Below are 26,589 nucleotides of genomic sequence, written 5' to 3' on the forward strand. Positions count from 1 at the left end.
CCTTGAAAACATTTGTACTTTTGTTTTTCATTTTTTTTAAACACTTAGATTTTATGAATTCATATGATGTAGCCGTTATTGGCTCTGGTCCTGGAGGATATGTGGCAGCGATTCGTTGCGCGCAATTGGGCATGAAAACGGCCATAATAGAAAAATATAGCACACTTGGAGGTACTTGTTTAAACGTAGGATGTATTCCTAGTAAAGCCTTGTTGGACTCGTCACACCATTACGAAGATGCCATCAAGCATTTTGAGGAACACGGTATTGATATCCCAGGAGAGGTCAAGGTGAATTTAAAACAAATGATTGCCCGTAAGCAGGCGGTTGTAGATCAAACTACGGGTGGTATTGATTTCTTGATGAAGAAAAACAAGATTGATGTATATGAAGGTCTAGGAAGTTTTAAAGACGCTACCCATATTACCATAAAAGGGAAAGAAACTACTGAAATTGAAGCTAAAAACACCATTATAGCTACAGGTAGTAAACCTGCTAGCTTGCCATTCATCAAATTAGACAAAGAGCGCGTTATTACGTCTACAGAAGCTTTAAAACTAACAGAAATACCCAAACACCTTATTGTAATTGGTGGTGGTGTAATTGGTTTGGAACTGGGGCAAGTTTACAAACGTTTGGGCGCTGAGGTGACCGTGATTGAATATATGGATAGGATTATTCCAACTATGGATTCTGGGTTGTCAAAGGAATTGAATAAAGTGTTGAAAAAACAAAAATTCAATATCAATGTGTCCCATAAAGTAAAATCTGTAGAGCGAAAAGGCAAGGAAGTCATTGTGAAAGCGGACAATAAAAAAGGTGATGAAGTAGAGTTTAAAGGCGATTATTGTTTGGTGTCAGTAGGACGAAAACCTTATACAGATGGATTGAATGCCGAAGCCGCAGGCGTGAAATTAACTGAACGTGGACAAATAGAGGTGAATGATCATTTACAAACATCGGCTAAAAATATTTATGCCATTGGCGATGTGGTTAAAGGTGCTATGTTGGCCCATAAAGCTGAAGAAGAAGGTGTATTTGTTGCCGAAACGTTGGCTGGACAAAAACCACATATTGATTACAATTTAATTCCGGGTGTGGTTTACACTTGGCCAGAAGTAGCGAGTGTTGGACAAACAGAAGAACAATTAAAAGACGCCAAAGTAGAGTACAAAGTTGGGTCTTTTCCTATGCGTGCTCTAGGAAGAAGCAGGGCTAGTATGGACATTGACGGTTTTGTAAAAATATTGGCCGACAAGAAAACCGACGAAATATTAGGCGTTCACATGATTGGTGCCCGTGCTGCCGATATGATTGCTGAAGCTGTCGTGGCAATGGAATACAGAGCTTCTGCTGAAGATATATCCAGAATGTCACATGCGCATCCAACATTTACCGAAGCTATTAAAGAGGCGGCCTTGGCAGCGACTGATGATAGAGCATTACATGTTTAATTAATTCCTGTAAAAGCAGGAATCCCACAATACTAAAAAAGCAACCATTACGGTTGCTTTTTTTATAGATTTTTTTAAAAAATTATTAACTATCTGTTTTTCAGTTGTATATATTATTTTTTTTATTTATTTTAGTTAGTAAGAAATTTATTTTTTGAATTTCTTTATTCAAAAAGCCTCGAGTTTAAAGAGCATTTCTTTTCAAAAGCGTATGACTTTCCTGTTCATGTTATGTTATTAACTAACCAATTAACATATTATGAAAACAAAATTACTTACATTGATCCTTGCCCTGTTGAGTTTTGCAAACTACACACAAACCTATATTGAAGATCTTAATTTTGAGGCTTATCTAGAAGCTAACAGTATGGGTGATGGTATTGCAGGTAATCATTATGTCACGACATCCAATATTAATACGGTTGAAAATCTTGATATATCAGGATTAGGAATTCAATCAATGATAGGAATTGAAGACTTTGCAGCACTTAAAACTTTAAATTGTAGCAGTAATAATTTACTGCAAACATTAAATGTTTTCAACAACATAGCACTGACAGAACTAAGATGTTTTAATTGTGATATTACCAGTTTAACATTACCAAATAACAACTTACTTAGTTATTTAAGCTGTGGTAACAATAATTTGACCGGTTTAGATGTAAGCTCTTATCCCTTGTTAACTTATTTGGCATGCTCTAATAATGGCAGTAATAACTTGGGGACTTTGGATTTGTCTATGAACACGAATTTGATTACACTATATTGTCAAAATTCTGGTGTCTCTGGTTTGGATATCTCGCAATCACCCAATCTTGATTTGCTGGTTTGTTATGATAATTCATTTCCTACTTTAGATATCTCTGGAAACACTGCTTTGTCTGAAATTAGATGTTATAACAGTGGCATCAATACGTTTACAATTGCTAACAGTAACTATACAAATTTAACTTATTTAGATTGTAGTGATAATCCTATAGGCTCTTTGAACCTATCTTATTTCCCAAATTTGGAAACGTTATATTGTGCATATAATAACTTAAATACTTTAAATGTTTCCACCAACACACAACTCGTTAACTTTGGTTGTTGGAACAATAACCTTTCAAGTTTAGATGTTTCAAACAATAGTCTTTTGAATTATTTTGAATGTGGTAATAACACCTTACTTTCCAATAATTTAATATTGCCAACAAATAAAACAGCATTAACCTCTTTGTGGGTTTACAATATTGGTACATCATCTTTAAATTATAGTGACTATTTACAACTTGTAGATTTAGATATTGGGCTCAATAATTTTACTACAGCAGATGTAAGCATGCTTCAATTTCTTAATCAGTTTTATTGCAATGGTAATCAGTTGACATCTTTAGATATTAGTAATGGCCATAACGATACTCTAACTTGGATGTGGGCACAAAATAATGGTGCCAACCTCTGTATTCAAGTCGATGATTTAGTAGTGGCAGGAGGTAAGTCCAGTCCGCAATGGCAAAGAGACATCGGAAGTACTTTTTCCTTAAATTGTACTCTGGGTTCCAATGAGTTTGATCTGTCTCAGGTAATGATACATCCCAATCCGGCAAATGATAGGTTTTATATAGACCTTCCAATAGAGGCTAATTATACTTTATCCAATATGTTTGGTCAATTTATAAGAAAAGGGGCACTTTTTTCTGGGAAAAACGAGCTAGCCATCAATGCCCTTAAAAGTGGTCTTTATTTACTCAATCTAGAATCTGCCCAAGGGAGAGCAATCAAAAAGATTATAAAAAAATAATAATGCTTACAAAACAATACTAAAAAGCAACCATTCCGGTTGCTTTTTAGTATTGTTCCAATTGGTTTAAAACCTCTTTTTTGTAACTTCTGCTAATGGTCAAGGATTTATTGTCAACCGTTACATATTCATTGGTGAACGACGTGATGTGTTTTAGTGATACAATAAACGAACGGTGAATTCGTATAAATCCATTTGAGGGCAGTCTTGCTTCAATGGTGCTTATGGTCTCTCGGGTAACAATGGTTGTATCATTTAAGTGCAGTTTTAAGTAATCACTAAAACTTTCAATATAAATAATGTCATCAAATTCTATCTTGATCATTTTCCTATCGGCCCTGACAAAAATAAAGTTGTTTTTTTCTATTGTTGTACCAACTTGTTTTTGGGAATCGTTGTAGACTTCAAAGTAGGTATTGATAGCTTGAAGCAGACGTTCAAACGTAATGGGTTTAAGCAAATAGTCAACTGCTTTTAATTCAAATCCCTCAACGGCATAATCCCGATAGGCCGTTGTAAAAATAATCTTTACCTGTTTGTTAATGGATTTGGCAAAGGAAATCCCCGATATCTCGGGCATGTTAATATCTAAAAAAACCAAGTCTATTTCATGGTTGCTAATATAGTTGAAGGCTTCTAAGGCATTTTTGCATTGTGCAACAATCTCAATATTTTTTATTTTTGATAAATGTGTCACCAAAACATCCCTGGCTATGGCTTCGTCATCAACAACTAAACAGGCTATGGGTTTGTGTTTCTTCACGTGTTAAATAGTTTAAGGGTTACTTTAAAGAGGTTGTTTTTGGTATGGATATCAAGTGTATAATTGTCTTTGTATAATAAATTTAAGCGTTTTTTTATGTTGGTCAAACCAATACCTTTATTTTCTGAATCTTCTTGCATTATGGTGTTTTCAATTTTAAACTCAAGCGAGTTCTCATAACAGGTGAGCTGTATATTGATTGTTAGCACATTATTTTTTAAGGAACCATGTTTAAAACTATTTTCCACAAACGGCAGTAACAGCATGGGAGCAATTTTAAAATGGGTACAATTACCAAAGGTTTGAAAGGTAATGTTCAACGAATCGTTAAAGCGAATTTGTTCCAAATCAATATAGTCTTTTATATGATTTATCTCTTCTTCAACAGAAACAAAGGGTTTATCAATTTGGTACAACAGATAATCCAGAAGATTGGATAGTTTTACAATCATTTCAGGCGTTTCGTCTGCTTTTTTTAAAGCAAATCCATAAAGTGTATTTAACGTGTTAAATAGGAAATGTGGATGGATTTGCATCTTTAAATACTGAAGTTCTTGCTCTTTTAGTTTGAGCTGAGTTTCTAAAACCTTGGTTTCCAGTTTACTGGTTTTTTCGGCGTGTTTCAAATTGATCGTTAACAATTTAAAGGCACTAACCACAATGGTGACAAGATATACGGCAATCATAATAAAAATCATGTTTTTACTAATGGGTGCCATATTCCCGGTTTCAAAATGGGATAGATAAATCAATCCGTAAAAAATAGAAAGCACGATTAAATACGATGATATAACTAACGTGTAAATACTGTAAAGCACAAAAAGAGCATATCGTTTTTTTACTAAATAATTGGGGATTAAGATGTAAATTGAAACGTAGGTTGTAATAATGGTGATGGGCATTAAAAAGAGTGAAAACGAGAGCACATAATTAAAATTTTCTGACCCAACACCAAAAAAGTAGAGGTAAAACAATAGGACACCTACCCAAAATACCATGTGCATTAAAACCCGCGAGGTGAATTTTATAATGTGTTTTCTGATAAGCATATCCTTAAAAATAAGACAATATTACTGTAATTTTATAGTGAAATTAATTTTTGTAGACGAATGACCAATTTAATGCCGTTTTTAACATTACGGTTATTTAAGGACTTAAAAAGGTTATCCGTCGCATTTTAAAAAAGCACACGGATTTCAAGCTTAAGTTTGTGCTATAAATCCATAAATTTAGATATTATGATAGCAATAGTAATTTTACAGAATCCAGGTTTTTTTAGCGAATTATCAAAACGGTTTAATGAAGGAGGTCCCTTTTTTATGACCCTCATACTCATAACTTTATTGTTGTCGTTAGGGTTTTTAACCAAAGGGTTTTTAAGATTAAAAGACAATCCTGAAGCATTAAAAAAAATGCTTCGATTAGTTGGTGATACCAGTTTATTGGGATTGGTTTTAGGCTTTCTTGGTTCTATGATAGGGCTAATAGGTGCTTTTGACGCTATTGAAAGTTTTGATAAAATAAGTACAGCCATGATAGCAGGTGGGTTAAAAGTATCTTTTTTAACCACTGTTTTTGGCAGCCTTGTTTTTATAATTTCCAGAATAGGAATGCTAATCTTGAGAAGTATGGTTAAGGAACAAAATACTCAAGAAAAATAGATTGCCCAGTGAACAACATTACATCATCAAAAAAACAAATCAGTTATGTTGAAAAGGTTTGATTATATCAAGCCTTTTTTTTAGAATAAGTCATTCAACACTTTAGCCAGCCTGATACCTCCTTTTTGTAATTGATCACGAACGATGCCCATGTATTCATAAGAGTATTGATAGCGTAAATTGTCATTAGCTGTAACATTGGCATATACTTGTCTAGTCAATTTATGTGTATCATTTACCCAATTTATAACAGTGCCTTCCTGAATGTTTTTAACCTCTTCCTTGCTTAATTTTTCTGCGTTTTTGGCAAGTTCGGTGTAACTCATGCCATAATCGTCAATCATTTTATTGTCCCAAACACTGTGTAAATTGGTGTCTTTATAAAACCATTGTACTTTGAAGTCATTACCACCTCTATCTTCCGAAAGACCAACATGCAAAGGCTGGTGTAAATCGCCTATTAAGTGTACCAATAATTTTAGATAGAATATTTTGTCATCATCTGATGCGTTTTTGTCTGAAATGATTGTTTTACAATAGTTGATGCCAGAAACCAAATCGCCATCAGGGTTTTGTTTAGACGGATCATAATCAACATCCAAAGGCATATTGATATAGTGCCAGGTATAAAATTTGTCGTAACGCTTATCTGATTTTATTTCATCGGCATAGGTTGAAACAAGCGCTAGTGATTCTCCATGAAGTAATTTCTTAATTTTGCGTTTAGCATGGCCTTTTAAATACTGCTCGGCTATTCGTCCAACAGTACGGTGACCGGTCGCACCCCAATCGTCTGAAGCGTTGGTAGTACAAGGGATTAACAACAAAAACAACAACGCGCAGGTGAATAAATATTTCATACAAAAAGTTTGTGCTAATTTATAAATATGTAAGATACAAAGGTCTTAAAATTTTCATAAGAAACACCTTAATGTCCCAGGCGTTTTACGGTTTTTTTATTCAACAACAGCATGGGCAGCGCTACGCCTACGGTTAGCGATATCAAAATAAAAAACATGGTAAATCCGTTGGTGAAAATAGAGTCAATCAACGAGACGCGTTTTACGGGATTTTCTTCCATAAAAATGAAATCCATAATGGACAGAACCGTTTCGTAAGCAAAATACCCTGGAATCATGGGAATAACCGGTGGTATTGAAAACACCACGGGCGGTTGGTGTATTTTATGGGCCATGGGAATACATACCAGACCCACAAAAAAGGCTGCTACAAAACTGCTCAAAACCACATGTACGTTAAAATGGATCAGTAAAAATTTAATAAAACCGGCACCGGCACCTAACATAAAAACCGTGAGCACAGAATTTTTTGGAATATTAAACAATAGTCCAAACCCAACGGCAGCCACACCAGACCAAAACGATACTTCCAATAATTTTAATATAACTTCTAACATCTTAATTCAATTGAAAAATATACATTGCTAAAAACAAACCAATTGCCATAGCCAACACTATCATTAGACCAGTTGTAAAGCGTACCATACCATTGATGATATTGTTGTCCAGTAAATCGGTAAAGGAATTGATTAACGGCACACCGGGCACTAAAAACAAAATGGAAGTAGCCAAGGCTGTTGGCGGGTTAGAGCCTATGCCATACAGAATGCCAAACGATGCAGCAGTTGATGCCACAAACGACCCCAAAAATATGCGAATGTACAGATTGTATTTTAGCTTGTGGGTTTCCTGGAATACATAAAGCCCTAAAAAGGTACTTATAAAAGCCACTAACATATTCAGGTAATCACCTTTAAAAATGTTGCAAAATCCGGCGCCTGCCAAACTTACCGCCACAAGAACCAACCATCGTGGATAACGTTTCAGGGTTTTAATGCGTTCAATCTCATCAGAAATTTGTTCCAAGGTCCAATTCTCGCTAATGGCATTCCAACTGGCTTTACTGATGGCTGAGATAAACGAAAAATTAATAATGTAGGGCGGAATGTTTTTTACCCGGGTGCAACTGGTATGCGTTTCCTTGTCATATAAGGTCATCACAATGGTTTTATGGCTGATAAAGCTGGACGCTTTTACATTTAAGACCGAGGCAAACCGGTCAATACTTAAATTGACCCGAATGGTATTGGCACCAGAAACCATTAAAAGCGATGAAATATCTAAGAGCAGACGCGCTTTTTTGATGAGTTTTGAACTGTCATTCATATAACTGAAATTATAAGCTATAGCTAAACAAATTTAAGGGTTTCTTTCCGTTTAATGCCATAAAATACACGTAAAAATCCTTAAAAGTTAAGCCTTGTTTATGCTAAAAATATAAGGGAAAACGTATTCGTAATGCTATATTCTTAATGGATGGCTTTACACTGGTTTTTAATTCAGGAAAGGTTTTTGGTGTTGATAAGTTTTAGCAGGTCTTAGTTATAGTGTGTTGATTTTCTTATAAATAAAAACTAACTTCGTTTATATGTGCTGAATGTGTTTCAGTATAGTTTGATGTAAACTATTAAAAATTCATAATTATCGTAAACATTTTAACATTGAAATCATTTAAGAATATATTAATTGACAAGATTGGACTTGATGAAGAACTTTATTTCGCCCTAGAAAAAACATTAATACGAATAAAACTTAAGAAGAAAGATTTTCTGATTAAAGAGGGAGAAACCTGTTCATTCATTGGGTTTATAAAAGCAGGAGTACTCCGCTCTTATATTTTAAAGGATGGTAATGAATTCAATATTGATTTTTACTTACCAGATTCATTGGTAAGTTCTTACACAAGCTTCCTGACTCAAACTCCATCGGTTGGAAATATTCAGGCTTTATCTGAATCAGAAATCTATATTATAAATCTTTCTGATTACAACAAGTTGCTTAAATTAAATACAGAATATTATAAATTCGGAAAGTACGTTTCAGATGTTCTTTTTATTAGAAAATGTAAAAGAGAGGCTTCTTTATTAATGGATTCAGCTAACGATAGGTACAAATTTCTTTTAACACTTTTTCCTCAAATTGAACAATTAGTACCCCAGTACCATATTGCATCTTATTTGGGTATAAAACCCGAATCATTGAGTAGGATAAAACACTTAACATATATCAATGAAAAAGTGCTCTTAAAAAAATAATTTTGCTTCCATAAAAAAGATAGTTATGAAAACAAAAATTGTACTAGCAATATTGTTAATCATTTCGATTATGGAAACAAAAGCACAAACCTTAGTTAAAAGAAATGAATTATCAAGTGTCAATATTGGAAAAAGAGAGGTTTCTTCAGTTAAAATTGTAGAAATTGAGTTTCAGCCCGGTCAAAAGGCGCCATATCATCAACATCCTTGCCCAATTGTTGGCCAAATTGTTTCAGGAACTTGCCTGGTTCAGATTGAAGGAGAAAAACCGAAAATTTTGAATCCAGGAGATACATTTTACGAACCTGCTCTAACTCCAGTGATTCACTTTGATAACTACTCAAAGACAAAGCCAATGAAATTCGTTGCCTACTATTTGACGAATGGTGAAAAAGAATTAATTGAACTATTATAAAAGTAATTGATTACACACACAATGAAAGTATTGTTTTTTGAGGAAAAAGGTGACGCCTTAAAAGTTTTAAAATCGGGAGAGCAAAACATCCCAGAGTTACATAGTAATGAAGTTAAAGTAAAAGTGCTTGCAAGCCCCATTAATCCAGCCGATTTTATGTTTATTGAAAAACAGTATCGAGTGAAGCCCGAATTTCCTCAAATTGCTGGTTTTGAGGGAACGGGCATTATAGTGGACAATGGTGGAGATGAAAATTTTCCAAGCAACGCAATTGTTGCATTTAGACATAAAAATATTTGGGCTGAATTTGCCAATATCCCCAAGGATAAAATCATTCTTTTACCGAAAAACTTTTCAATTGAAAAAGCTGCTCAATTATCTTTAAATCCATTGACTGCCTGGGCTCTTTTAGAGGAGTCAAATGCTAAAGAGAATGAATGGGTTGTGCTTTCGGCAGCAAGTTCAGCGGTAAGCAAACTCATCATCCAATTCGCCAAAAATAAGAGAGTAAAAACCATGGCTATTGTTCGGGATTTTGAGCAAAAGGAAGCATTATTAAGTCTTGGTGCAAACATGGTTTTAATTTCTGATGATGACATAATAGAAAAACAAATTCGAGAACTTGGAAAAACAGAAAGAATTGCCAGCTTTTTGGATGCTGTAGGAGGAGATTTAGCTTCAACAATTATTAAAACAATCTCTCCCAATAGTAAAATAATACACTATGGCTTATATAGCGACCAAAATGTAACATATCACAATTCAGATATAATCTTTAAAAACTTAACCATCAAAGGATTTGGAATTGATGGATGGATGAATGGCAAATCAAAAACAGAAATCAAAAAAATATGGAATAATATCATCCAAGAGCTTATGAACCAAGACTTTAAAATGGAAGTTTCGGGAACTTATCCATTAGAAGATTTTAAACAGGCAATCATTGAAAGTAGGAACATCAAAAGTGGAAAAAACCTTTTTTGGATGAATTAAGACCTTTCAGTATTATAAAAGAAAAGCAATAAACAATAATTTTAAAAACAGTAAAAAATGTTCATTATTAACCTAACGTACAAAACACAACTCGACAAAATTGACCAATATTTAAATGAACATATTGATTTCTTGAATGAGCAATATGAATTAGAAAACTTTCTGGTTTCAGGAAGAAAAATCCCGAGGACAGGAGGCATAATTTTGTCTAAAGCTAGCAGTAAATTGGAATTGGAAAAAATTATTGAGAAAGACCCTTTCAAGATAAATGAATTGGCCGATTATGAAATTACTGAATTCGTACCAAGTAAGACCAGCGAGGAATTGAAGTTTTTAATAGAATAAAGGTATAATTAACATGAATATTTCCATCAACGAAAATGCTCCTGTTAAATCTTCGGGTAAAATTGAAATTAAAGCACCAATAGATAAAGTTTGGCAAATACTGGTATCCATTAACGACTGGCCTTCGTGGCAATCAGAAGTTACGGAGTCAAATTTACAAGAGGATCTTAAAGAAGGCGCTATCTTTAAATGGAAAGCAGGCGGACTATCTTTTACGTCACAACTTCACACGGTTGAACCAAAAAATAAATTGGGCTGGACAGGAAAAACCATTGGTGCAAGTGCCGTCCATAATTGGTTTTTTATGCTTGAAAACAATACTACCGTTGTTAAAGTTGAAGAAAGTCTACAAGGTATTTTTCCTGAACTATTTAAAAACTATTTTCAAAGAAATTTAGACAAGGGAATTCGATTGAATTTGGAAGACTTAAAACGTGCTTCAGAAAAATAATTACAAGTAAAAGCTTTTAACAAGCGATTACGGAGGAACTTTTAAAAAGGATTATAACCCTTGCGGTCATTAGACTTACTTGGTTTGTAGGTTTTTAAACCATAACTGGCAGATATACAGAGTAAATAAGCGTAACTCTTTAAACTACTACTACTACTACTTTTTCCGTTTATTGTAATTTTTGTCTCCCCGTGTTTTTGGCTTTTTATACTTTTTGGCAATTTTAAATTTGTATGACCCACCTAAATTTTCCTTTTGGTTTTTGGCTTTTTTCTCGTGGAAAGCTGGACCAACAGTTTCATCTTTTTTTGCGGGGTTGTGGCGTTCTTTTATTTGTGGACGTTCTTCTTCAATCAACTGATCAGCTATAGCAACAGTTTCAGGAAATTCCATAACAGGTATGGTCATGCCCATTAGTGTTTCAATCTGTTTCACAAATTCAAGTTCTGCTTCGGTAGAAAACAAAATAGAACAGCCTTCTCGTTCGGCACGGCCCGTTCTACCAATACGGTGCATGTAGTTTTCAGGATACTCAGGCGTATCAAAATTAATCACATGCGATACGTTGTCAATGTCCAATCCACGTGCCATGATATCAGTAGCCACTAAAATACGGTTTATACCATTTCGGAATTGCTCAATACTGCGCAGTCTGTAATTTTGTGTTTTGTTGGAATGGATGACGCAAGAGTCATCAGGAAATATCGCTTCCAGTTTTTCAAACACCATATCCGCCCATTTTTTGGTACTTATAAAGACCAAGACCTTGTTAAAGGTATTGTCATCTTTCAGGAGATGGATCAGTAAATTGACTTTGGTATAAAAATTAGGAACGTTATAACCTTGTTGGGAAATGTTTTCCAAAGGCGTTCCCGATACGGCAATGGATACGCGCTCGGGGCTTTTAAAAAAGTCCGAAATCAATACATCCACATCATGCGTCATGGTTGCCGAAAACATGATGTTTTGTCGACGTTCCGGTAGGATGTCAAAAATATTGATCAGTTGGTGCCTAAAGCCTAAATCCAGCATGACATCAACTTCATCTATCACCAACCGTTGAATGGATTTTAGCTGAAGCACACGGCTTAAAGCCAAATCGTATAATCTGCCAGGTGTTGCCACCAAAATATCCAGTCCTTCGGCGATGGCTTGTTTTTGGGTATTGATATTGGTGCCACCGTAAACACCCTGTACACGCACATTGATATATTTAGCCAGCTTTTCTATGTCGTCAACTACTTGCACCACGAGTTCCCGTGTTGGTACCAATATTAAAATGCGCGGTGTTTCCTGTGTTGAAAACGGTAGATTTTTAAGAATAGGCAGCATGTAAGCATAGGTTTTACCAGTACCGGTTTGTGCTATCCCAACCATGTCTTTTCCAGAGGCCACCACATTGAAAGCCTCAGCCTGAATAGGAGTGGGCGTGGTAAACCCTAAGTCATCCAGGGCATTGTATAAGGGTGTGTTTAAATTTAAATCGTTGAAGGTCACGGTTTGCTATTTAGCTGGCAAAGTTACGGCTAATATTGTTATCTAAATGAGATGATTGTTGTGAATTTCAATACTGTAGGCAGCACTAAACGTTTCGTTTGCTGGTAACGACAAGATACCCTCTTTGGTTTTTAGGTCTTGATTAGTGTTTTCGTGGTCTGCAATACCTAACCAAGGCTCAATACAAACATAGTCGCCCGTAGGTTTTGCCCAAATGCCCAAATACGGAAAATCGTTAAAGCTTACGGTCAGAATGGCGCCATAGGTATCACTTTTTAAAGTCACTTTTCTAGAAGTTAAATCCTTGAACACAAGAGCATCTTTTTGAAATAAATCATGGGTTAAACGTATTCTATTGGAATGATGAAAAACTGGTTGTGTGTTTGATGAAATCAATCCGTTCCCCATATTGATTAGATGCCGTTCGGAATTTTCAATATGTTCAAACTCTAAAAAATAATCATCATAAAACTCATTGCCATAAACAGGACAGGCAAATGCCGGATGACCGCCAACCGAAAAATACATGGTTTTTGTATCTATATTTGTAACGGTATGGGTGATTTCAATTCTGTTGTCCGTGAGTTTGTAGGTAATTAGAAATTCAAATTTAAACGGATATGATTTTAGGGTCGATTCATTGTATTTAAGCTTAAAAATCAAGCTATCCTTGGTTTGCTCGAGTAATTTGATATCCTCATTATACCTTATAAAACCATGCTTGACAAGGTTGTAGGTGTCTCCTTCAAAAATAAAAGAATCATTTTTTAACGCCCCAATAATGGGAAATAGGTTAGGTGCATGGTTTGCCCAAACATCAGGGTTGGCATCCCACATAAATTCATTCACATTTTGAACGGATGAAATCTCGCACAGTTCGGCGCCTACCTCATTGACGGCTATTTTAAGCTTGTTGTTTTGTAGTGTATACTTCATGGATATCGTTTAAACTAAAATACAAAATTTGTAATTTTTTAAGGATTCTAACTAACTTTACACAATAAATATTCTTATTGAGAACAAAGCAAATTCATAAAATTGATAATCCGGAATTATTTAAGTATCAGTTGTTGGTTTGGAGCCAACAATTTGATGATGTGGTTTGGTTGGATTCCAATAACTACCAGCAAACCTATTCCAGTTACGATGCTGTTTTGGCTGTAGATAGTCTTACAAGTATTCAAACCCAAGCTATTGGCGCTTTCAATACCCTTAAAGCCTATCAAAGCACAGCAAAGGACTGGATTTTTGGATATTTGTCCTATGATTTGAAAAATGATGTGGAAGCTTTGGAATCCCATAATTTTGATGGCTTACAGTTTCCGGAGTTGTATTTTTTTCAACCCAAAAAACTGTTTTTAATAAAAGGGAATAAGGTTGAAATACGCTATCTAAAGGCGTTTAAAGGCGACATAAAAAATGATTTAAAGGCTATCAGTCATTGCGAGGAGGAACGACGTGGCAATCTGCCAAACAACATTAAAATAAAACTTCGTATTCACAAGGACGATTATTTTGAAAAGGTAAAAAACATGTTGTTCCACATTCACCGAGGCGATATTTATGAAGCCAATTTTTGTCAGGAGTTTTATGCCGAAGATACCGAAATCAATCCGTTGGAGACCTATTTTAAACTTAATGAGATTTCTAAACCGCCCTTTGCCACGTTTTTAAAATGTTTGGATTTGTATTTGTTATCGTCCTCTCCCGAGCGTTATTTAATGAAACACGGCCAAACCATTATTTCGCAACCCATCAAGGGAACTGCTAAACGGTCAGCAGACCCGGTTGAAGACGCTCAATTGAAATTAGAATTATCGCAAGACGAAAAGGAACGCAGTGAGAACATTATGATTCTTGATTTAATGCGCAATGACCTCTCAAAAACGGCCATTAAAGGCAGTGTGCATGTTGAGGAGTTGTGCAAGGTGTACACCTTTGACCAAGTACACCAAATGATCTCTACCGTAACTTCCAAAATTGATAAAAAAGTACATCCTGTTGATGTGATAAAAAGTACCTTTCCTATGGGAAGTATGACGGGCGCTCCAAAAATTTCGGCCATGAAAATCATCGAGGAATTGGAAGAAACCAAACGAGGCCTGTATTCTGGGGCGGTTGGCTATTTTTCCCCAGATGGCGATTTTGATTTCAATGTGGTTATCCGCAGTATTTTATACAACCAGACCAAACAATACGTGTCTTATTCAGTTGGTGGCGCCATTACCGCAAAGAGCGACCCACTCAAAGAATATGAAGAGTGTTTGGTTAAGGCTAAAGCCATGCGCGAGGTTTTGGAAGGCTAATCCAAATGATCTTTAAACTGCCTTTTAACCTCCTCATAAATAAATTCAACACGCTTTTTTTCTATGGATTTCACTTTTGAAATCTCCTCAAAGTTTAATTTGCCAAAAACCAACAAATCAATGACACTAGAGACATTTAGCGGTAACCAGGTGTAAAGACTGCCGAGGATTTTTTTAGACTTGTGGGCTGCAACATCTTCAATATCCAAAGCAGACAAGACAGAACTGTCATTATCATCATATAAAAACAAATGTTTGTGCTTGTGGTCTTGTTTATAGGAAATATCATTTAGTTCTTCATTCATCACAAAATCCCAATCCGCATCCATGGTGTATTGTTCTTCCAAATCGTCCAATTCTTCTTCTAAAATAGAATTGGTGCTCACCGTATTTTGGTGAAAAGCCTCTGTTTTGAATAGATTGTCCAAGTTGGTGTCAACCAGTTTAAAGAGCTTGAGTTTAATAGTGGAAACATCACTGTCTATATCATATCCGTTTTCATAAAACTGAGCAATGGCATCATCAATAATACCGTTTGATGTATACATGTTTTTTGGGATAATGCGTGTAGATTCTGCAATGTACAATCTATGTTTAACATACGTATGTAAATGTTGTGTGGCCGTAATAACACGTTTATCAAACGCGGTTTTGGTGGCCTTGTCATTGAGTTTGTCTAAAGTGCACATAATATTGGAATTTAAAATTCACTCCTTTAAGATACTCATTTTTGGATGCATAATCCATGATTTATGTCATTTTATATTAACAACTTGATATGAATTTGAATATTGTAAGTTGTATATTTGAAACATGATTGCGCAGTTTCAACATCACATCAACAACAAGCTTCCGTTTTTAAAGCAAGGAAAGCTGTTGATTGCCATTTCAGGCGGATTGGACAGCGTGGTATTGACCCATTTATGCCATAAATTAAAGCTGAATATTGCCTTGGCGCATTGTAATTTTAATTTAAGAGGTGAAGAAAGTGATGCCGATGAGGATTTTGTTCTGCAATTGGCTGACGATTTGGATTTAGAAGTTTTTATTGAAAGTTTTGATACTACTTCCTATGCCCAAGAGTTTAAAATGTCCATTCAAATGGCTGCTAGGGATTTGCGTTACCATTGGTTTCAAGAACTGAAAGAGCAATTAAAATTCGATTATATTTTAACGGCCCACCATGCGGATGATAATCTAGAAACATTTTTAATCAATTTATCACGAGGAACCGGGCTGGATGGTTTAACGGGCATTCCAGAGGTCAATGCCTCTATTGTAAGGCCGCTTTTGCAGTTTCCCAGACAAGCCATTGAAGATTATGCGAACCAACATAAGCTTACTTGGCGGAACGATAGCAGTAATGCCTCAACCAAATATTTGCGAAATAAACTGCGCCATGATGTGATTCCAATCCTAAAGGAAATCAATCCACAGTTGCTGCAAAATTTTCAGACTACTGTTAATAATTTAAATGATTCGGCCGATATTGTTGACGATGCCCTAAATGCAGTTTTAAAATGCGCCATTGTTAATATCGATGTCAACACATTGAAGTTTAAAATATCAGAATTCAAAGCATTAAAAAATCCTAAAGCTTATCTTCATGAATTTTTAAAGGATTTTGGATTTACCGAATGGCATGATGTGGTTAATTTATTGGATGCCCAATCAGGGAAACAAGTGTTTTCACCAACCCACCGCTTATTGAAAGACAGAGAGTATTTGATATTGACCGATTTAACAGCTGATGACGATTCCCAATCAATTTCAATTGCCGAAAACGATACCAATATTCAAATCCCATTAGGTGTGCTGCATTTTAGTGAGGTGGATACTATGTCAACCATAAATCCAAACATTCTCTATGTAGATAAAGCACTTTTAAAGTATCCATTGTCCGTTAGAAAATGGCTAGAAGGCGATATCTTTTATCCGTTGGGTATGAACGGAAAAAAGAAATTGAGCAAGTATTTAAAAGACGAAAAGCTATCTTTAATTGAAAAAGAAAACATCTGGTTGTTGACGTCTGGTGAGGCGATTGTTTGGGTGATTGGAAAACGGGCTGATGACCGGTTTAAGGTGACCGACAACACAGAACAGATTTTAAAAATTGAATTAATATAGATTCTTTCCTTTGGAGAGATGTCTGAAAGACAGAGAGGATGATATTACAAGGCCAAATAGTTGACATATTAAATAAACGCATTTTCAAAGGCGAAGTCGCTATTGAACATGGTAAAATCACATCTATTATTGAAAAAAAGCATAATGTAAATAACTATATTTTACCTGGTTTTATTGATGCCCATATCCATATAGAAAGTTCTATGTTGGTTCCCAGTGAGTTCGCCCGTTTGGCTGTTAGGCACGGAACAGTTGCTACGGTGTCTGATCCACATGAAATAGCCAATGTATTGGGTGTGGAGGGTGTTGAATTTATGATTGAAAACGGCAAGAAAGCACCTTTTAAGTTTAATTTTGGAGCGCCATCCTGTGTGCCGGCGACCAGTTTTGAATCGGCGGGCGCTGTAATTGATTCCAAGGACATTCAAAAATTACTTCAAAACCCAGATATTACCTATCTGACCGAAATGATGAATTATCCCGGCGTTTTGTTTGATGATAAAGAGGTCTTGAAAAAAATAGCTTGGGCCAAACACTATAAAAAAACCGTTGATGGCCATGCTCCGGGATTACGGGGAGACGATTTAACCAAATACATAAACGCTGGTATTTCAACAGACCATGAATGTTTTACGTTTGAAGAAGGCTTGGAAAAACTCCAAAAAGGCATGAAGGTTTTGATTAGAGAGGGGAGTGCTGCCAAAAATTTTGAGGCTTTAATTGATTTGTTGCCCGAACATTTTGAAAATATGATGTTTTGTAGTGATGATAAACATCCAGATGATCTGTTGTTGGGTCATATCAATACATTATGTGCCAGAGCGGTTGCCAAGGGCATCGATGTTTTTAAGGTTTTGCAAGCGGCATGTATCAATCCTGTGAAACATTATAACCTGAAAGTTGGTTTGCTGAATGAAGGCGATGTCGCCGATTGCATAGTCGTTGAGGATTTAGTGGATTTTAAAACGCTTCAAACCTATATTAATGGGGACTTGGTTTTTAATAACGGTCAAACATTAATTAAACCGGTGGAATTTGAACGTTTAAATAATTTTAATGCCAATAAAAAGACGGTTTCAGATTTCAGATTTGAATCTTCAACAAAAAAAATACGAGTTATTGAAGCACTCGAAGGCCAATTGGTGACCAATGAGTTAATTGAAGACGCTTTGATGGAAAACGGAAATATCATTTCAAGTGTTGAAAATGATGTATTAAAAATGACCGTTGTTAATCGCTACCAAAACCAAAAACCAGCCATAGCCTTTATCAAGAATTTTGGATTAAAAGAAGGTGCTATTGCTTCGTCGGTTGGGCACGATTCGCATAATATCATTGCCGTTGGTGTGAGTGATGAAGCTATTTGTAAGGCTGTCAACCTCATTATAGAAAACAAAGGCGGTATTTGTGCTATATCCAATTCAGAAGAAAAAGTGTTGCCACTTCCCGTTGCAGGTATTATAAGTGACCAAGATGGAGAAACCGTTGGAAAACAGTACGCCGAATTAGATACAATGGCCAAGCAATTGGGTAGCAATTTGCATGCCCCTTATATGACCTTGTCGTTTATGGCGTTATTGGTCATTCCGTCATTGAAATTAAGTGATAAAGGACTGTTTGATGGTACAACATTTCAGTTTACTACTTTAGAAGTGTAGTTATATGCCTGTTTTAGAGAGTTATTATAAAGCACCATTTTTATTTAGGAACGGACACATATCAACCATTTACTCGGGGTTGGTTAGGCAAGTAAAGGATGTACTTCAAGAACGCGAACGCATTACCTTGCCAGACGGTGATTTTCTGGATTTGGATTGGAGTTTTTCAGAAGAAAAAACCAATAAAGTCATCATTTTGCTTCACGGTTTAGAGGGTAATGCCCAACGACCGTATATGACAGGCACAGCCAAACTGTTCAACAACAATCAAATTGATGCTGTTTGTGTGAATTTTAGAGGTTGTAGCGGAATGGATAATCTAAAATACAGATCCTATCATTCAGGTGCTACAGAAGATTTAGAAGTAGTGATCAATCACGTAATCAATAAAGAAACATATAATGATGTTTTTATAAAAGGCGTTAGCCTTGGCGGCAACATGGTGTTGAAATATTTAGGGGAACGTGACCGTGTTCCTGAACAAATCAAAGCGGTCGTTGCTGTTTCTGTACCATGTTCCTTGCAAGGTTCCGCTGGTAAATTACACACTTTTGAGAATAGATTGTATCACGATAGATTTAAAAAACATTTGGTTGATAGATTAAAAACCAAGCAGCAACGATTTCCGGACAGATTAAGTTTTGAAACTCTTAACTCCATAAAAACCTTGTATGATTTTGATAATGTCTATACGGCAAAAGCCCACGGTTTTAAAAGTGGCTCAGATTATTACAAGCAATGTAGTTGTTTGCAGTTTTTACCTCAGATAAAAATCCCAACGCTTATCATCAATGCACTAAACGATTCGTTTTTGTCACATGACTGTTATCCGGTTAAGGAAGCCAAACAAAACCCAAATGTGTTTTTGGAAATGCCAAAATACGGCGGACATGTTGGTTTTGCTGATAAAAGTAACGTGTATTATAACGAACACAGAGCCTTAAACTTTATTAGTCAACTTTAATTTCTTGATTTTATCATACTTTTCTTATTTTTAAATTCTAAAGAAACTGTATGCTTAAAAAAGTATTTGGAAGCGCTGTTTTTGGTGTGGAGGCTACTACCATTACCGTTGAGGTGAATGTTGATTCCGGAATAGGATATCATTTAGTCGGATTGCCAGATAATGCCATTAAGGAAAGTAATTACCGCATTGCTGCGGCTCTGCAAAACAACGGTTATAAAATTCCAGGAAAAAAGATTACCATCAATATGGCACCGGCCGATTTAAGAAAGGAGGGCAGTGCTTACGATTTGACTTTGGCGGTTGGTGTTTTAGCGGCCTCAAATCAAATACAATCTGATAATCTGGACGAATACATCATCATGGGCGAATTGTCTTTGGACGGTAGTTTGCAACCCATAAAAGGGGCGTTGCCCATTGCTGTTAAAGCGAGAGAGGAAGGATTTAAAAAGTTTATTCTACCTAGTCAAAATGCTAAGGAAGCTGCCATTGTTGATAATCTGGAAGTATATGGTGTGGATAACATCAAACAGGTTATTGATTATTTTGATAAAGGCGAAGCGCTTGAGCAGACTATTATCAATACCAGAGAGGAATTTTATAAAAAACTAGAGTTTCCTGAACATGATTTTGCGGATGTAAAAGGACAAGAAGGTATTAAACGTTGTATGGAAATCGCAGCAGCCGGAGGGCATAATATTATCTTAATAGGGCCACCAGGTGCAGGAAAAACCATGTTGGCCAAACGCCTACCCAGTATTTTGCCGCCCATGACGCTTCATGAGGCGTTGGAAACCACGAAAATCCATTCGGTAGTTGGACGCGTTAAAGAACATACGGGTTTGATGGCGCAACGTCCGTTTAGGAGTCCACATCACACAATTAGCGATGTAGCCTTGGTAGGAGGCGGAGCGTTTCCGCAACCAGGCGAAATATCCTTATCACATAATGGAGTTTTATTTTTGGATGAATTGCCCGAATTTAAGCGCAGTGTTTTGGAGGTGTTACGTCAGCCTTTAGAAGACAGGGAAGTGACCATTTCAAGAGCTAAATTCACGGTAACCTATCCATCGTCGTTTATGTTGGTGGCTAGTATGAACCCTAGTCCGGGTGGTTATTTTAATGACCCTGATGCACCTGTGACGTCAAGTCCTGCGGAGATGCAACGCTATTTAAGCAAGATTTCCGGGCCGTTGTTGGACAGAATCGATATTCATATAGAAGTCACGCCTGTGCCGTTTGAGAAATTATCGGATGACAGGAAAGGTGAAAGCTCTGTTGAAATACGCAAACGGGTTACCAAAGCACGTGCCATACAAACCAAGCGTTTTGCAGAATCCGATACCGTACATTATAATGCTCAAATGAGTAGTAAGCAAATCCGTAAGTATTGTGTGTTGGATGAAGCCTCTAAGCAATTGTTAAAAACAGCCATGGAACGTCTAAACCTGTCTGCCAGAGCCTACGACAGGATTTTAAAAGTAGCCAGAACAATTGCTGATTTAGAAGGTGTTGAAGACGTGAATGGTTCACATATTAGTGAAGCCATTCAATACAGAAGTTTGGATAGAGACGGGTGGTTGGGATAAATTGTCATTTCTGCTATTTAAAAATCTCTTTTTAATTTTATTATTAGAAAAAAAGAAAGTAAATGTTTAACAATAGAATTATTATTTCTAGATAAGTTAGATTTTTAGGATTATCAGATATTTTACTTTTAAATGTAATATCAGATAAAATTGATATCTTAAGATTAATTTTTTTACTGCCCATTATTAATGTTTTTTCAAATGTAGAAAATAATTTTCATATTATTTTTAAGTAACTGTAAATCAAAATGTTAATAATTTTTTTTTAGAATTTAATTAAATAAAAAATTAACAAAATCACATAAAACCTAAAACATAATTTTATATAAATTCATTAAACTAAAATAACAACAATATAAGTTTTTGATTATTTTTTTTTAATAGTAAACTGTTAATAACTTTTAAAAATTGGAAACTATTAAGTTATGGGAAGTTAAGGTCATTTTAAGAACTAAATCCCTTTTAAGTATAGTAAATGAGATATATAATCTTTGAATATGATAAAAAACTGGTTTAAAAACATAGGGCCAGGGACATTGGTTGCCGCCGCTTTTATTGGTCCAGGTACTGTGACTGTTTGCACGCTGGCAGGCGTTAATTTTGGTTATTCATTGCTTTGGGCCATGACCTTATCCATTATAGCTACGGTTGTTTTGCAGGAAATGTCAGCCAGATTGGGTATCATATCCCAAAAAGGTCTGGCAGAGCTTATAAAAACTGAAATAAAGAATCCGGTTTTTAAGATACTAGCCATAATATTGATTTTTTCTGCCATAGTTTTGGGCAATGCAGCTTATGAAGCTGGTAATATTACCGGTGGTGTTTTGGGTTTGGAGACTTTGGTTGGAAATCCGCAAATCATTTTTGGAGGCTTTTCAATTCACATGTTAAGTATTTGCATCGGATTTTTAGCTTTCTTATTGTTGTATATTGGTAATTATAAAATTCTCGAAAAGGTCTTGGTGTCCATGGTTATACTAATGAGTTTTTCATTTTTGGTTACTGCCGTTATTACCAAACCAGATATTTTTGCTATTTTAAAAGGGATGTTTATTCCAAAATTCCCAAAAGACAGTTTATTGAGCGTTATTGGTCTTATAGGCACTACGGTTGTTCCATACAATTTATTTTTACACGCTTCACTTGTAAAAGAAAAATGGTATGATGAAAGTGATTTAAGATTTGCCAGAAAAGATGCGGTTACAGCTATTGTTTTAGGAGGATTGGTTTCAATGTGTATTATAGTTTCCTCGGCTTCAATACAAGCCAAAGATATCAGTAATGCAATTGATCTTGCAAAAGGGTTAGAGCCCTTGTTTGGGAGTTTTGCAAAATATTTTCTGTCAATTGGCTTATTCGCAGCTGGAATTACCAGTGCCATTACAGCACCTTTGGCAGCGGCTTATGTAGCTAGCGGTTGTTTGGGGTGGAAATCAGATATGAAATCAAAAAAATTCAGAAGTGTATGGATGTTTATCTTGTTTTTAGGTATTTTGTTTTCATCGCTAGGAATCAAACCTATTGATATCATAAAATTTGCCCAAGTAGCCAATGGTATTTTATTACCTGTAATTGCAGGGTTTTTGATTTGGGTTATGAATCAGGAATCCATTTTTGGGATTTATAAAAATTCCATAAAGCAAAATTTGCTTGCATTTATTATTTTAGGTATAAGTGTTTTGTTGTCTTTGGCCACACTTAATAAAGTTTTTAATTTAAACATCTTTTAATGCAACCCATAAGAATTGACATCAATGCCGATGTGGGCGAGGGTATCAACAATGAATCCCAACTGATGCCATATATCTCATCCTGCAATATTGCTTGTGGCGGTCATGCTGGTGATTTAGATACCATGCGAACAGTTGTTAAAATGGCTAAAACACATCGGATTAAAATAGGGGCGCATCCATCGTTTCCTGACAAAGATAATTTTGGACGACAACCTATGGATATAAGTTATGCGGCGTTGTATACATCCCTCAAGCATCAGATTGATGGTTTAATGAAGGTTTTAACTGAAGAACAGGTTGGTTTGCATCATGTAAAACCTCATGGCGCACTCTATAATATGGCCGCCATTGATAGTAATATAGCTACTGTGATAGTTGAGGTCATGAAAAGTTATGCAAGGTCTATTTCGTTGTACGTCCCATATGGATCTGTTATAGAAAAAATAGCAATTGAAAATAATATCCCTATTTTGTATGAGGCGTTTGCCGATAGAAATTATAATGATGATGGCACCTTGGTTTCCAGGCAGAACAGTCATGCACTAATAACAGATTCCGAAGTTATGTTTGAGCATGTTTACAGAATTATAACATCCCAAAAAGTTAAAACAGTTAATGGCTTGGAAATAGATTTAAAAGCAGACACATTTTGTGTTCACGGTGATAATCCCAAAGCAGTTGATTTGATTAAAAAACTAAAAAAAAGGCTGGAAGACAACCATATCCAAATATACTAATTCATGGGTTTTGAACTTACATATAAACCTTTTGGAGAACGGTCAATTTTGGTGGAATGGCCATCTGTAATTAATGAGCAAATATTAAAAGATATTATTGGTTTTAAAACAGCTATTAAAGAAAAAAATGTTAAATCAATTGTTGAAATAAAATCAGCATATAACTCGTTATTAATAACTTATAATTCAATTTGTAGGAATTTTGAAAATGAGGTAAAAATATTAAAAAACATATATGAATTATCCAAAAAAAATAATGACAGGATGTCAGTTTTATGGAAAATCCCGGTGTGTTATGACGATTGTTTTGGAATAGATTTAGATGCCATTTCAGAAGAAAAAAAGTTGTCCAAAAAGGACATAATCAAGATTCATTCACAAGCTGTTTACACCGTTTATTTTATTGGGTTTTTACCAGGCTTTTTGTATTTGGGAGGACTTGATGAGCGCTTGCATGTTGACAGAAAACAAACACCAAGGTTAACCATTGAAAAAGGTACTGTTGCAATTGGCGGGCAACAAACAGGTGTTTACCCTAACGAAAGTCCCGGCGGATGGAACGTTATAGGGAACACTCCTATTTCTTTTTTTGACGTGACAAAAGAAGAGCCTTGTTTTGCAAATCCTGGTGACCAGATTATTTTTAACCCCATTACTTTAGAAGAATATAATCATGTTAAAATATTAGTAGAGGCTGGTGTTTATCAAATGGAAAGCGAGGTGATTGATGGTTGAGGTTGTAAAAGCGGGATTTTATGATACCATTCAGGATTTAGGCCGTGCAGGATTTCAACATTACGGTGTGCCGTATTCGGGAGTCATGGATATGTATGCTGCTGCATTGGCCAATAGCTTACTAGGAAATGATTTACATGCTTCGGTTATGGAAATTACCATGACCGGTCCCGTTCTTAAATTTCACTGCAACACCAACATCTGTTTATCAGGAGCAGATATGAGTCCAACTTTGAATAGTCAATCAATACTTAACAACACAGCTATTGCGGTAAAGACTGGAGATGTATTGTCTTTTGGAAAATTGCGTCACGGATTTAGGTGTTATTTAGCAGTTTCTGAAGGTTTTAAAACTGAAACCGTCATGAATAGTTTTAGTATGTATAAAGGCATTACAACTAAGCATAAGCTTGATAAAAATGATAGATTGCCAATTTCAGAAAGTGTGGCTTTTAAAATCAAAAATGCTTCTTTAAAAATTGACGATTCGTATTTGAATACTAATATAGTAGAAGTGTTTGAAGGACCTGAATTCCATCACCTTTCAAAACAGCAAAAAAAAGTGTTGTTTTCAAAAGAGTTCGCTATTTCAAAGTACAATAGCAGAATGGCATACCAATTGGTGGAAACACTAGACAATACACTAAAACCCATTATTACCTCATTGGTGCTTCCAGGAACCGTACAATTAACACCTGCTGGAAAGCTTATCGTGTTGATGAAAGATTGCCAAACCACAGGTGGCTATCCTAGAGTATTACAGTTAAAAGAATCTGCTTTGGATGTATTGGCACAAAAGTTTTCTGGAAATCCAATCAGGTTTCAATTGATAGATTAGGCCAATTCCAAGGCAATTTCAATCATGCCCTTAAATGTTGTTTCACGTTCAGCACTTGTTGTTCGTTCTCCAGTCACCAAGGAATCTGAAATTGTTAAAATGGAGAGGGCGTTCACATTGTGTTTGGCAGCAATGGTGTACAATCCTGCTGTTTCCATTTCCACGCACAGTACACCAAATTTTGACCATTTTTTATAGGATTCAAAATCGTCTGCATAAAACTCATCCGAAGTGAAAATATTACCAGCTTTTATTTTGATATTTTTGGTTTTAGCCGTTTCAACTGCTTTTTGAAACAACTCAAAACTGGCTGTAGGAGCAAAATCAGCACCGCCAAAACGCAATTCATTGATACCAGAATTGGATGAAGCAGCCATAGCCAGTACAATATCCCTGATCTTTATTTCGGTTTGGTAAGAGCCAGCACTGCCTACCCGAATTAAATTTTTAACTCCGTATTCAGTAATGAGCTCATGTGCATAGATGGAAATGCTAGGGACACCCATGCCGGTTCCCATAACGGAAATAGGTTTGCCTTTGTAAGTCCCCGTGAATCCTAGCATGCCTCGTATTTTGTTGAAACAAATAGGGTTTTCAAAAAAAGTTTCAGCTATCCATTTTGCTCTTAAAGGATCACCTGGTAATAAAACGGTTTCAGCAATCTCTCCCTTTTTGGCTTCTATATGTACACTCATGTTTTTTGTGGTTTGGTAATTAATAATTAGAATTAGATGTTTCGCCATTAAGTATGGCAATTCCTGAAGAGGTTCCTAAGCGCTCAACGCCAAGGTTTATGTATTCTAAAGCGGTCTGCGTATCTCTAATGCCACCTGAGGCTTTAATTTTAACAGGAGTGCCTTTGGTGGCATTTTTCATTAATTCAATGTCATGAATATTGGCGCCTCTGGACCCAAATCCTGTTGATGTTTTAATAAAATCAGCTCCGGCCTCTATGGCAAGTTCGCTGGCTTTTATGATTTCGTGGTCTTCAAGATAGCAGGTTTCCAAAATGACTTTCAGAGTATTATGGGGCATTATTTTTTTCACTGATTCAATGTCGTTTTTGACCTTATCAAAATCCTGGCTTTTCAGAAAGCCAACATTCATAACCATATCAATTTCGTCAGCACCTTCTTGAAGCGCCGTTTGGGTTTCAGATACTTTTGCAAGTGTGGACATGGCTCCTAACGGAAACCCTATAACACTACAGACTTTAATTTTTGAGTGTTTTAATTGTTGATAAGCTAAGGGAACATAACAGCTATTTACACATACGGAGAAGAACTCATAAGCGATGGCTTCTTCACATAGTTTGATGATATCTTGTTCTGTTGCGGTGGGTTTTAAAAGGGTGTGGTCAATATACGTGTTGATAGTCATTATAAAGAAAAAAATTAAAATAAAACATCATATAAAGATACAACA

Annotated in this window: 27 protein-coding genes; 17 read left to right on the forward strand and 10 right to left on the reverse strand. The window is 35.7% G+C overall.

Annotated elements, in window-relative coordinates:
• The first annotated feature begins 53 nt into the window (after positions 1-53).
• Together lpdA and IEW94_RS03815 are read left to right on the forward strand one after the other, a co-directional pair.
• A complete protein-coding gene (gene lpdA, locus IEW94_RS03810) occupies positions 54-1,454 on the forward strand; it encodes a dihydrolipoyl dehydrogenase (protein ID WP_188650183.1) in 1,401 nt (466 codons plus the stop codon).
• A gap of 259 nt (positions 1,455-1,713) precedes the next feature.
• Entirely contained in the window at positions 1,714-3,237 is a 1,524-nt protein-coding gene (locus IEW94_RS03815; protein ID WP_188650185.1) for a T9SS type A sorting domain-containing protein, read from the forward strand.
• A 46-nt stretch (positions 3,238-3,283) separates the two neighbouring features.
• On the opposite strand, the gene IEW94_RS03820 is transcribed toward IEW94_RS03815, so the two are convergent.
• Together IEW94_RS03820 and IEW94_RS03825 are read right to left on the reverse strand one after the other, a co-directional pair.
• Positions 3,284-4,000, reverse strand: a complete 717-nt coding sequence (locus IEW94_RS03820; protein WP_188650187.1) for a LytR/AlgR family response regulator transcription factor — start codon at positions 3,998-4,000, stop codon at positions 3,284-3,286.
• Positions 3,997-5,049 carry a sensor histidine kinase gene (locus tag IEW94_RS03825; RefSeq protein WP_188650189.1) on the reverse strand — a complete coding sequence of 351 codons (1,053 nt, stop codon included), beginning with the start codon at positions 5,047-5,049 and terminating at the stop codon, positions 3,997-3,999. Before IEW94_RS03825 ends, IEW94_RS03820 begins: the two co-directional genes overlap by 4 nt.
• 189 nt (positions 5,050-5,238) lie before the next feature.
• Between IEW94_RS03825 and IEW94_RS03830 the strand changes: the two genes are divergently transcribed.
• A complete protein-coding gene (locus IEW94_RS03830) occupies positions 5,239-5,661 on the forward strand; it encodes a MotA/TolQ/ExbB proton channel family protein (protein ID WP_188650191.1) in 423 nt (140 codons plus the stop codon).
• Positions 5,662-5,741: 80 nt separating this feature from the next.
• Here IEW94_RS03830 and IEW94_RS03835 read toward each other — a convergent pair whose 3' ends face one another.
• From IEW94_RS03835 to IEW94_RS03845, 3 genes are all read right to left on the reverse strand, one after another.
• Entirely contained in the window at positions 5,742-6,521 is a 780-nt protein-coding gene (locus tag IEW94_RS03835) for a S1/P1 nuclease (RefSeq protein ID WP_188650192.1), read from the reverse strand.
• A gap of 68 nt (positions 6,522-6,589) precedes the next feature.
• Positions 6,590-7,078, reverse strand: a complete 489-nt coding sequence (locus IEW94_RS03840; protein WP_188650194.1) for a threonine/serine exporter family protein — start codon at positions 7,076-7,078, stop codon at positions 6,590-6,592.
• A gap of 1 nt (position 7,079) precedes the next feature.
• On the reverse strand, positions 7,080-7,847 hold the full coding sequence (locus IEW94_RS03845) for a threonine/serine exporter family protein (protein WP_188650198.1): 768 nt from the start codon (positions 7,845-7,847) through the stop codon (positions 7,080-7,082).
• 335 nt (positions 7,848-8,182) lie between these two features.
• Here IEW94_RS03845 and IEW94_RS03850 point away from each other — a divergent pair, with 335 nt between their 5' ends.
• The 5 genes from IEW94_RS03850 to IEW94_RS03870 are packed head-to-tail and all read left to right on the forward strand — an operon-like array spanning position 8,183 to position 10,980.
• On the forward strand, positions 8,183-8,776 hold the full coding sequence (locus IEW94_RS03850) for a Crp/Fnr family transcriptional regulator (protein ID WP_188650206.1): 594 nt from the start codon (positions 8,183-8,185) through the stop codon (positions 8,774-8,776).
• 25 nt (positions 8,777-8,801) lie between these two features.
• Entirely contained in the window at positions 8,802-9,191 is a 390-nt protein-coding gene (locus IEW94_RS03855) for a cupin domain-containing protein (RefSeq protein WP_229669440.1), read from the forward strand.
• 30 nt (positions 9,192-9,221) lie between these two features.
• Entirely contained in the window at positions 9,222-10,184 is a 963-nt protein-coding gene (locus IEW94_RS03860) for a zinc-dependent alcohol dehydrogenase family protein (protein ID WP_194446397.1), read from the forward strand.
• A 57-nt stretch (positions 10,185-10,241) separates the two neighbouring features.
• Positions 10,242-10,529, forward strand: coding sequence for a YciI family protein (locus IEW94_RS03865; RefSeq protein WP_188650211.1), 288 nt, complete (start codon positions 10,242-10,244; stop codon positions 10,527-10,529).
• 13 nt (positions 10,530-10,542) lie between these two features.
• Positions 10,543-10,980, forward strand: coding sequence for an SRPBCC family protein (locus IEW94_RS03870; RefSeq protein WP_188650213.1), 438 nt, complete (start codon positions 10,543-10,545; stop codon positions 10,978-10,980).
• 156 nt (positions 10,981-11,136) lie between these two features.
• On the opposite strand, the gene IEW94_RS03875 is transcribed toward IEW94_RS03870, so the two are convergent.
• Together IEW94_RS03875 and IEW94_RS03880 are read right to left on the reverse strand one after the other, a co-directional pair.
• A complete protein-coding gene (locus IEW94_RS03875; protein WP_188650215.1) occupies positions 11,137-12,477 on the reverse strand; it encodes a DEAD/DEAH box helicase in 1,341 nt (446 codons plus the stop codon).
• Between the two features lie 42 nt (positions 12,478-12,519).
• Positions 12,520-13,413, reverse strand: coding sequence for an aldose 1-epimerase family protein (locus tag IEW94_RS03880; RefSeq protein ID WP_188650218.1), 894 nt, complete (start codon positions 13,411-13,413; stop codon positions 12,520-12,522).
• Positions 13,414-13,490: 77 nt separating this feature from the next.
• On the opposite strand from IEW94_RS03880, the gene pabB reads away from it, so the two are divergent.
• The gene (pabB, locus tag IEW94_RS03885; protein ID WP_188650220.1) at positions 13,491-14,783 is read left to right on the forward strand and encodes an aminodeoxychorismate synthase component I; all 1,293 of its coding nucleotides are present in this window, start codon (positions 13,491-13,493) and stop codon (positions 14,781-14,783) included.
• Here pabB and IEW94_RS03890 read toward each other — a convergent pair.
• Positions 14,780-15,472, reverse strand: a complete 693-nt coding sequence (locus IEW94_RS03890) for a hypothetical protein (RefSeq protein WP_188650222.1) — start codon at positions 15,470-15,472, stop codon at positions 14,780-14,782. The two genes, pabB and IEW94_RS03890, sit on opposite strands and share 4 nt — an antisense overlap.
• 124 nt (positions 15,473-15,596) lie before the next feature.
• On the opposite strand from IEW94_RS03890, the gene tilS reads away from it, so the two are divergent.
• The 8 genes from tilS (at position 15,597) to IEW94_RS03930 (ending at position 25,164) form a co-directional block, all read left to right on the forward strand.
• Positions 15,597-16,910: a tRNA lysidine(34) synthetase TilS gene (tilS, locus tag IEW94_RS03895; protein WP_188650230.1), complete on the forward strand. Its 1,314-nt coding sequence runs from the start codon at positions 15,597-15,599 to the stop codon at positions 16,908-16,910.
• A gap of 38 nt (positions 16,911-16,948) precedes the next feature.
• On the forward strand, positions 16,949-18,568 hold the full coding sequence (gene ade / locus IEW94_RS03900) for an adenine deaminase (RefSeq protein WP_188650232.1): 1,620 nt from the start codon (positions 16,949-16,951) through the stop codon (positions 18,566-18,568).
• 4 nt (positions 18,569-18,572) lie between these two features.
• A complete protein-coding gene (locus IEW94_RS03905) occupies positions 18,573-19,532 on the forward strand; it encodes a YheT family hydrolase (protein ID WP_188650234.1) in 960 nt (319 codons plus the stop codon).
• Between the two features lie 50 nt (positions 19,533-19,582).
• Entirely contained in the window at positions 19,583-21,121 is a 1,539-nt protein-coding gene (locus IEW94_RS03910) for a YifB family Mg chelatase-like AAA ATPase (protein ID WP_188650236.1), read from the forward strand.
• 497 nt (positions 21,122-21,618) lie between these two features.
• On the forward strand, positions 21,619-22,851 hold the full coding sequence (locus IEW94_RS03915; RefSeq protein ID WP_188650238.1) for an Nramp family divalent metal transporter: 1,233 nt from the start codon (positions 21,619-21,621) through the stop codon (positions 22,849-22,851).
• A complete protein-coding gene (pxpA, locus tag IEW94_RS03920; RefSeq protein WP_188650240.1) occupies positions 22,851-23,591 on the forward strand; it encodes a 5-oxoprolinase subunit PxpA in 741 nt (246 codons plus the stop codon). The genes IEW94_RS03915 and pxpA overlap by 1 nt, the downstream gene beginning before the upstream one ends.
• Positions 23,592-23,594: 3 nt before the next feature.
• Positions 23,595-24,326, forward strand: coding sequence for a 5-oxoprolinase subunit PxpB (gene pxpB / locus IEW94_RS03925; RefSeq protein WP_188650242.1), 732 nt, complete (start codon positions 23,595-23,597; stop codon positions 24,324-24,326).
• The gene (locus IEW94_RS03930; protein ID WP_188650244.1) at positions 24,319-25,164 is read left to right on the forward strand and encodes a 5-oxoprolinase subunit C family protein; all 846 of its coding nucleotides are present in this window, start codon (positions 24,319-24,321) and stop codon (positions 25,162-25,164) included. Before pxpB ends, IEW94_RS03930 begins: the two co-directional genes overlap by 8 nt.
• On the opposite strand, the gene deoD is transcribed toward IEW94_RS03930, so the two are convergent.
• Together deoD and deoC are read right to left on the reverse strand one after the other, a co-directional pair.
• Positions 25,161-25,859, reverse strand: coding sequence for a purine-nucleoside phosphorylase (gene deoD, locus IEW94_RS03935; RefSeq protein WP_188650246.1), 699 nt, complete (start codon positions 25,857-25,859; stop codon positions 25,161-25,163). The genes IEW94_RS03930 and deoD overlap by 4 nt on opposite strands.
• Positions 25,860-25,878: 19 nt before the next feature.
• Positions 25,879-26,544 carry a deoxyribose-phosphate aldolase gene (gene deoC, locus IEW94_RS03940; protein WP_188650248.1) on the reverse strand — a complete coding sequence of 222 codons (666 nt, stop codon included), beginning with the start codon at positions 26,542-26,544 and terminating at the stop codon, positions 25,879-25,881.
• Positions 26,545-26,589 lie beyond the last annotated feature (45 nt).

It is taken from the genome of Yeosuana aromativorans (genome assembly GCF_014646655.1).
Lineage (GTDB): Bacteria > Bacteroidota > Bacteroidia > Flavobacteriales > Flavobacteriaceae > Yeosuana > Yeosuana aromativorans.

Bases quoted from the DNA above. Each gene is read 5' to 3' on its own strand.
- IEW94_RS03890 (WP_188650222.1), bottom strand. From the start codon at position 15,472: ATGTGCACTTTAGACAAACTCAATGACAAGGCCACCAAAACCGCGTTT.
- IEW94_RS03845 (WP_188650198.1), bottom strand. From the start codon at position 7,847: ATGAATGACAGTTCAAAACTCATCAAAAAAGCGCGTCTGCTCTTAGAT.
- IEW94_RS03870 (WP_188650213.1), top strand. From the start codon at position 10,543: ATGAATATTTCCATCAACGAAAATGCTCCTGTTAAATCTTCGGGTAAA.
- deoD (WP_188650246.1), bottom strand. From the start codon at position 25,859: ATGAGTGTACATATAGAAGCCAAAAAGGGAGAGATTGCTGAAACCGTT.
- IEW94_RS03825 (WP_188650189.1), bottom strand. From the start codon at position 5,049: ATGCTTATCAGAAAACACATTATAAAATTCACCTCGCGGGTTTTAATG.
- IEW94_RS03830 (WP_188650191.1), top strand. From the start codon at position 5,239: ATGATAGCAATAGTAATTTTACAGAATCCAGGTTTTTTTAGCGAATTA.
- IEW94_RS03930 (WP_188650244.1), top strand. From the start codon at position 24,319: ATGGTTGAGGTTGTAAAAGCGGGATTTTATGATACCATTCAGGATTTA.
- IEW94_RS03915 (WP_188650238.1), top strand. From the start codon at position 21,619: ATGATAAAAAACTGGTTTAAAAACATAGGGCCAGGGACATTGGTTGCC.
- IEW94_RS03855 (WP_229669440.1), top strand. From the start codon at position 8,802: ATGAAAACAAAAATTGTACTAGCAATATTGTTAATCATTTCGATTATG.
- tilS (WP_188650230.1), top strand. From the start codon at position 15,597: ATGATTGCGCAGTTTCAACATCACATCAACAACAAGCTTCCGTTTTTA.
- IEW94_RS03815 (WP_188650185.1), top strand. From the start codon at position 1,714: ATGAAAACAAAATTACTTACATTGATCCTTGCCCTGTTGAGTTTTGCA.
- pxpB (WP_188650242.1), top strand. From the start codon at position 23,595: ATGGGTTTTGAACTTACATATAAACCTTTTGGAGAACGGTCAATTTTG.
- lpdA (WP_188650183.1), top strand. From the start codon at position 54: ATGAATTCATATGATGTAGCCGTTATTGGCTCTGGTCCTGGAGGATAT.
- IEW94_RS03905 (WP_188650234.1), top strand. From the start codon at position 18,573: ATGCCTGTTTTAGAGAGTTATTATAAAGCACCATTTTTATTTAGGAAC.
- IEW94_RS03835 (WP_188650192.1), bottom strand. From the start codon at position 6,521: ATGAAATATTTATTCACCTGCGCGTTGTTGTTTTTGTTGTTAATCCCT.
- IEW94_RS03910 (WP_188650236.1), top strand. From the start codon at position 19,583: ATGCTTAAAAAAGTATTTGGAAGCGCTGTTTTTGGTGTGGAGGCTACT.
- deoC (WP_188650248.1), bottom strand. From the start codon at position 26,544: ATGACTATCAACACGTATATTGACCACACCCTTTTAAAACCCACCGCA.
- IEW94_RS03865 (WP_188650211.1), top strand. From the start codon at position 10,242: ATGTTCATTATTAACCTAACGTACAAAACACAACTCGACAAAATTGAC.
- IEW94_RS03840 (WP_188650194.1), bottom strand. From the start codon at position 7,078: ATGTTAGAAGTTATATTAAAATTATTGGAAGTATCGTTTTGGTCTGGT.
- IEW94_RS03880 (WP_188650218.1), bottom strand. From the start codon at position 13,413: ATGAAGTATACACTACAAAACAACAAGCTTAAAATAGCCGTCAATGAG.
- ade (WP_188650232.1), top strand. From the start codon at position 16,949: ATGATATTACAAGGCCAAATAGTTGACATATTAAATAAACGCATTTTC.
- pxpA (WP_188650240.1), top strand. From the start codon at position 22,851: ATGCAACCCATAAGAATTGACATCAATGCCGATGTGGGCGAGGGTATC.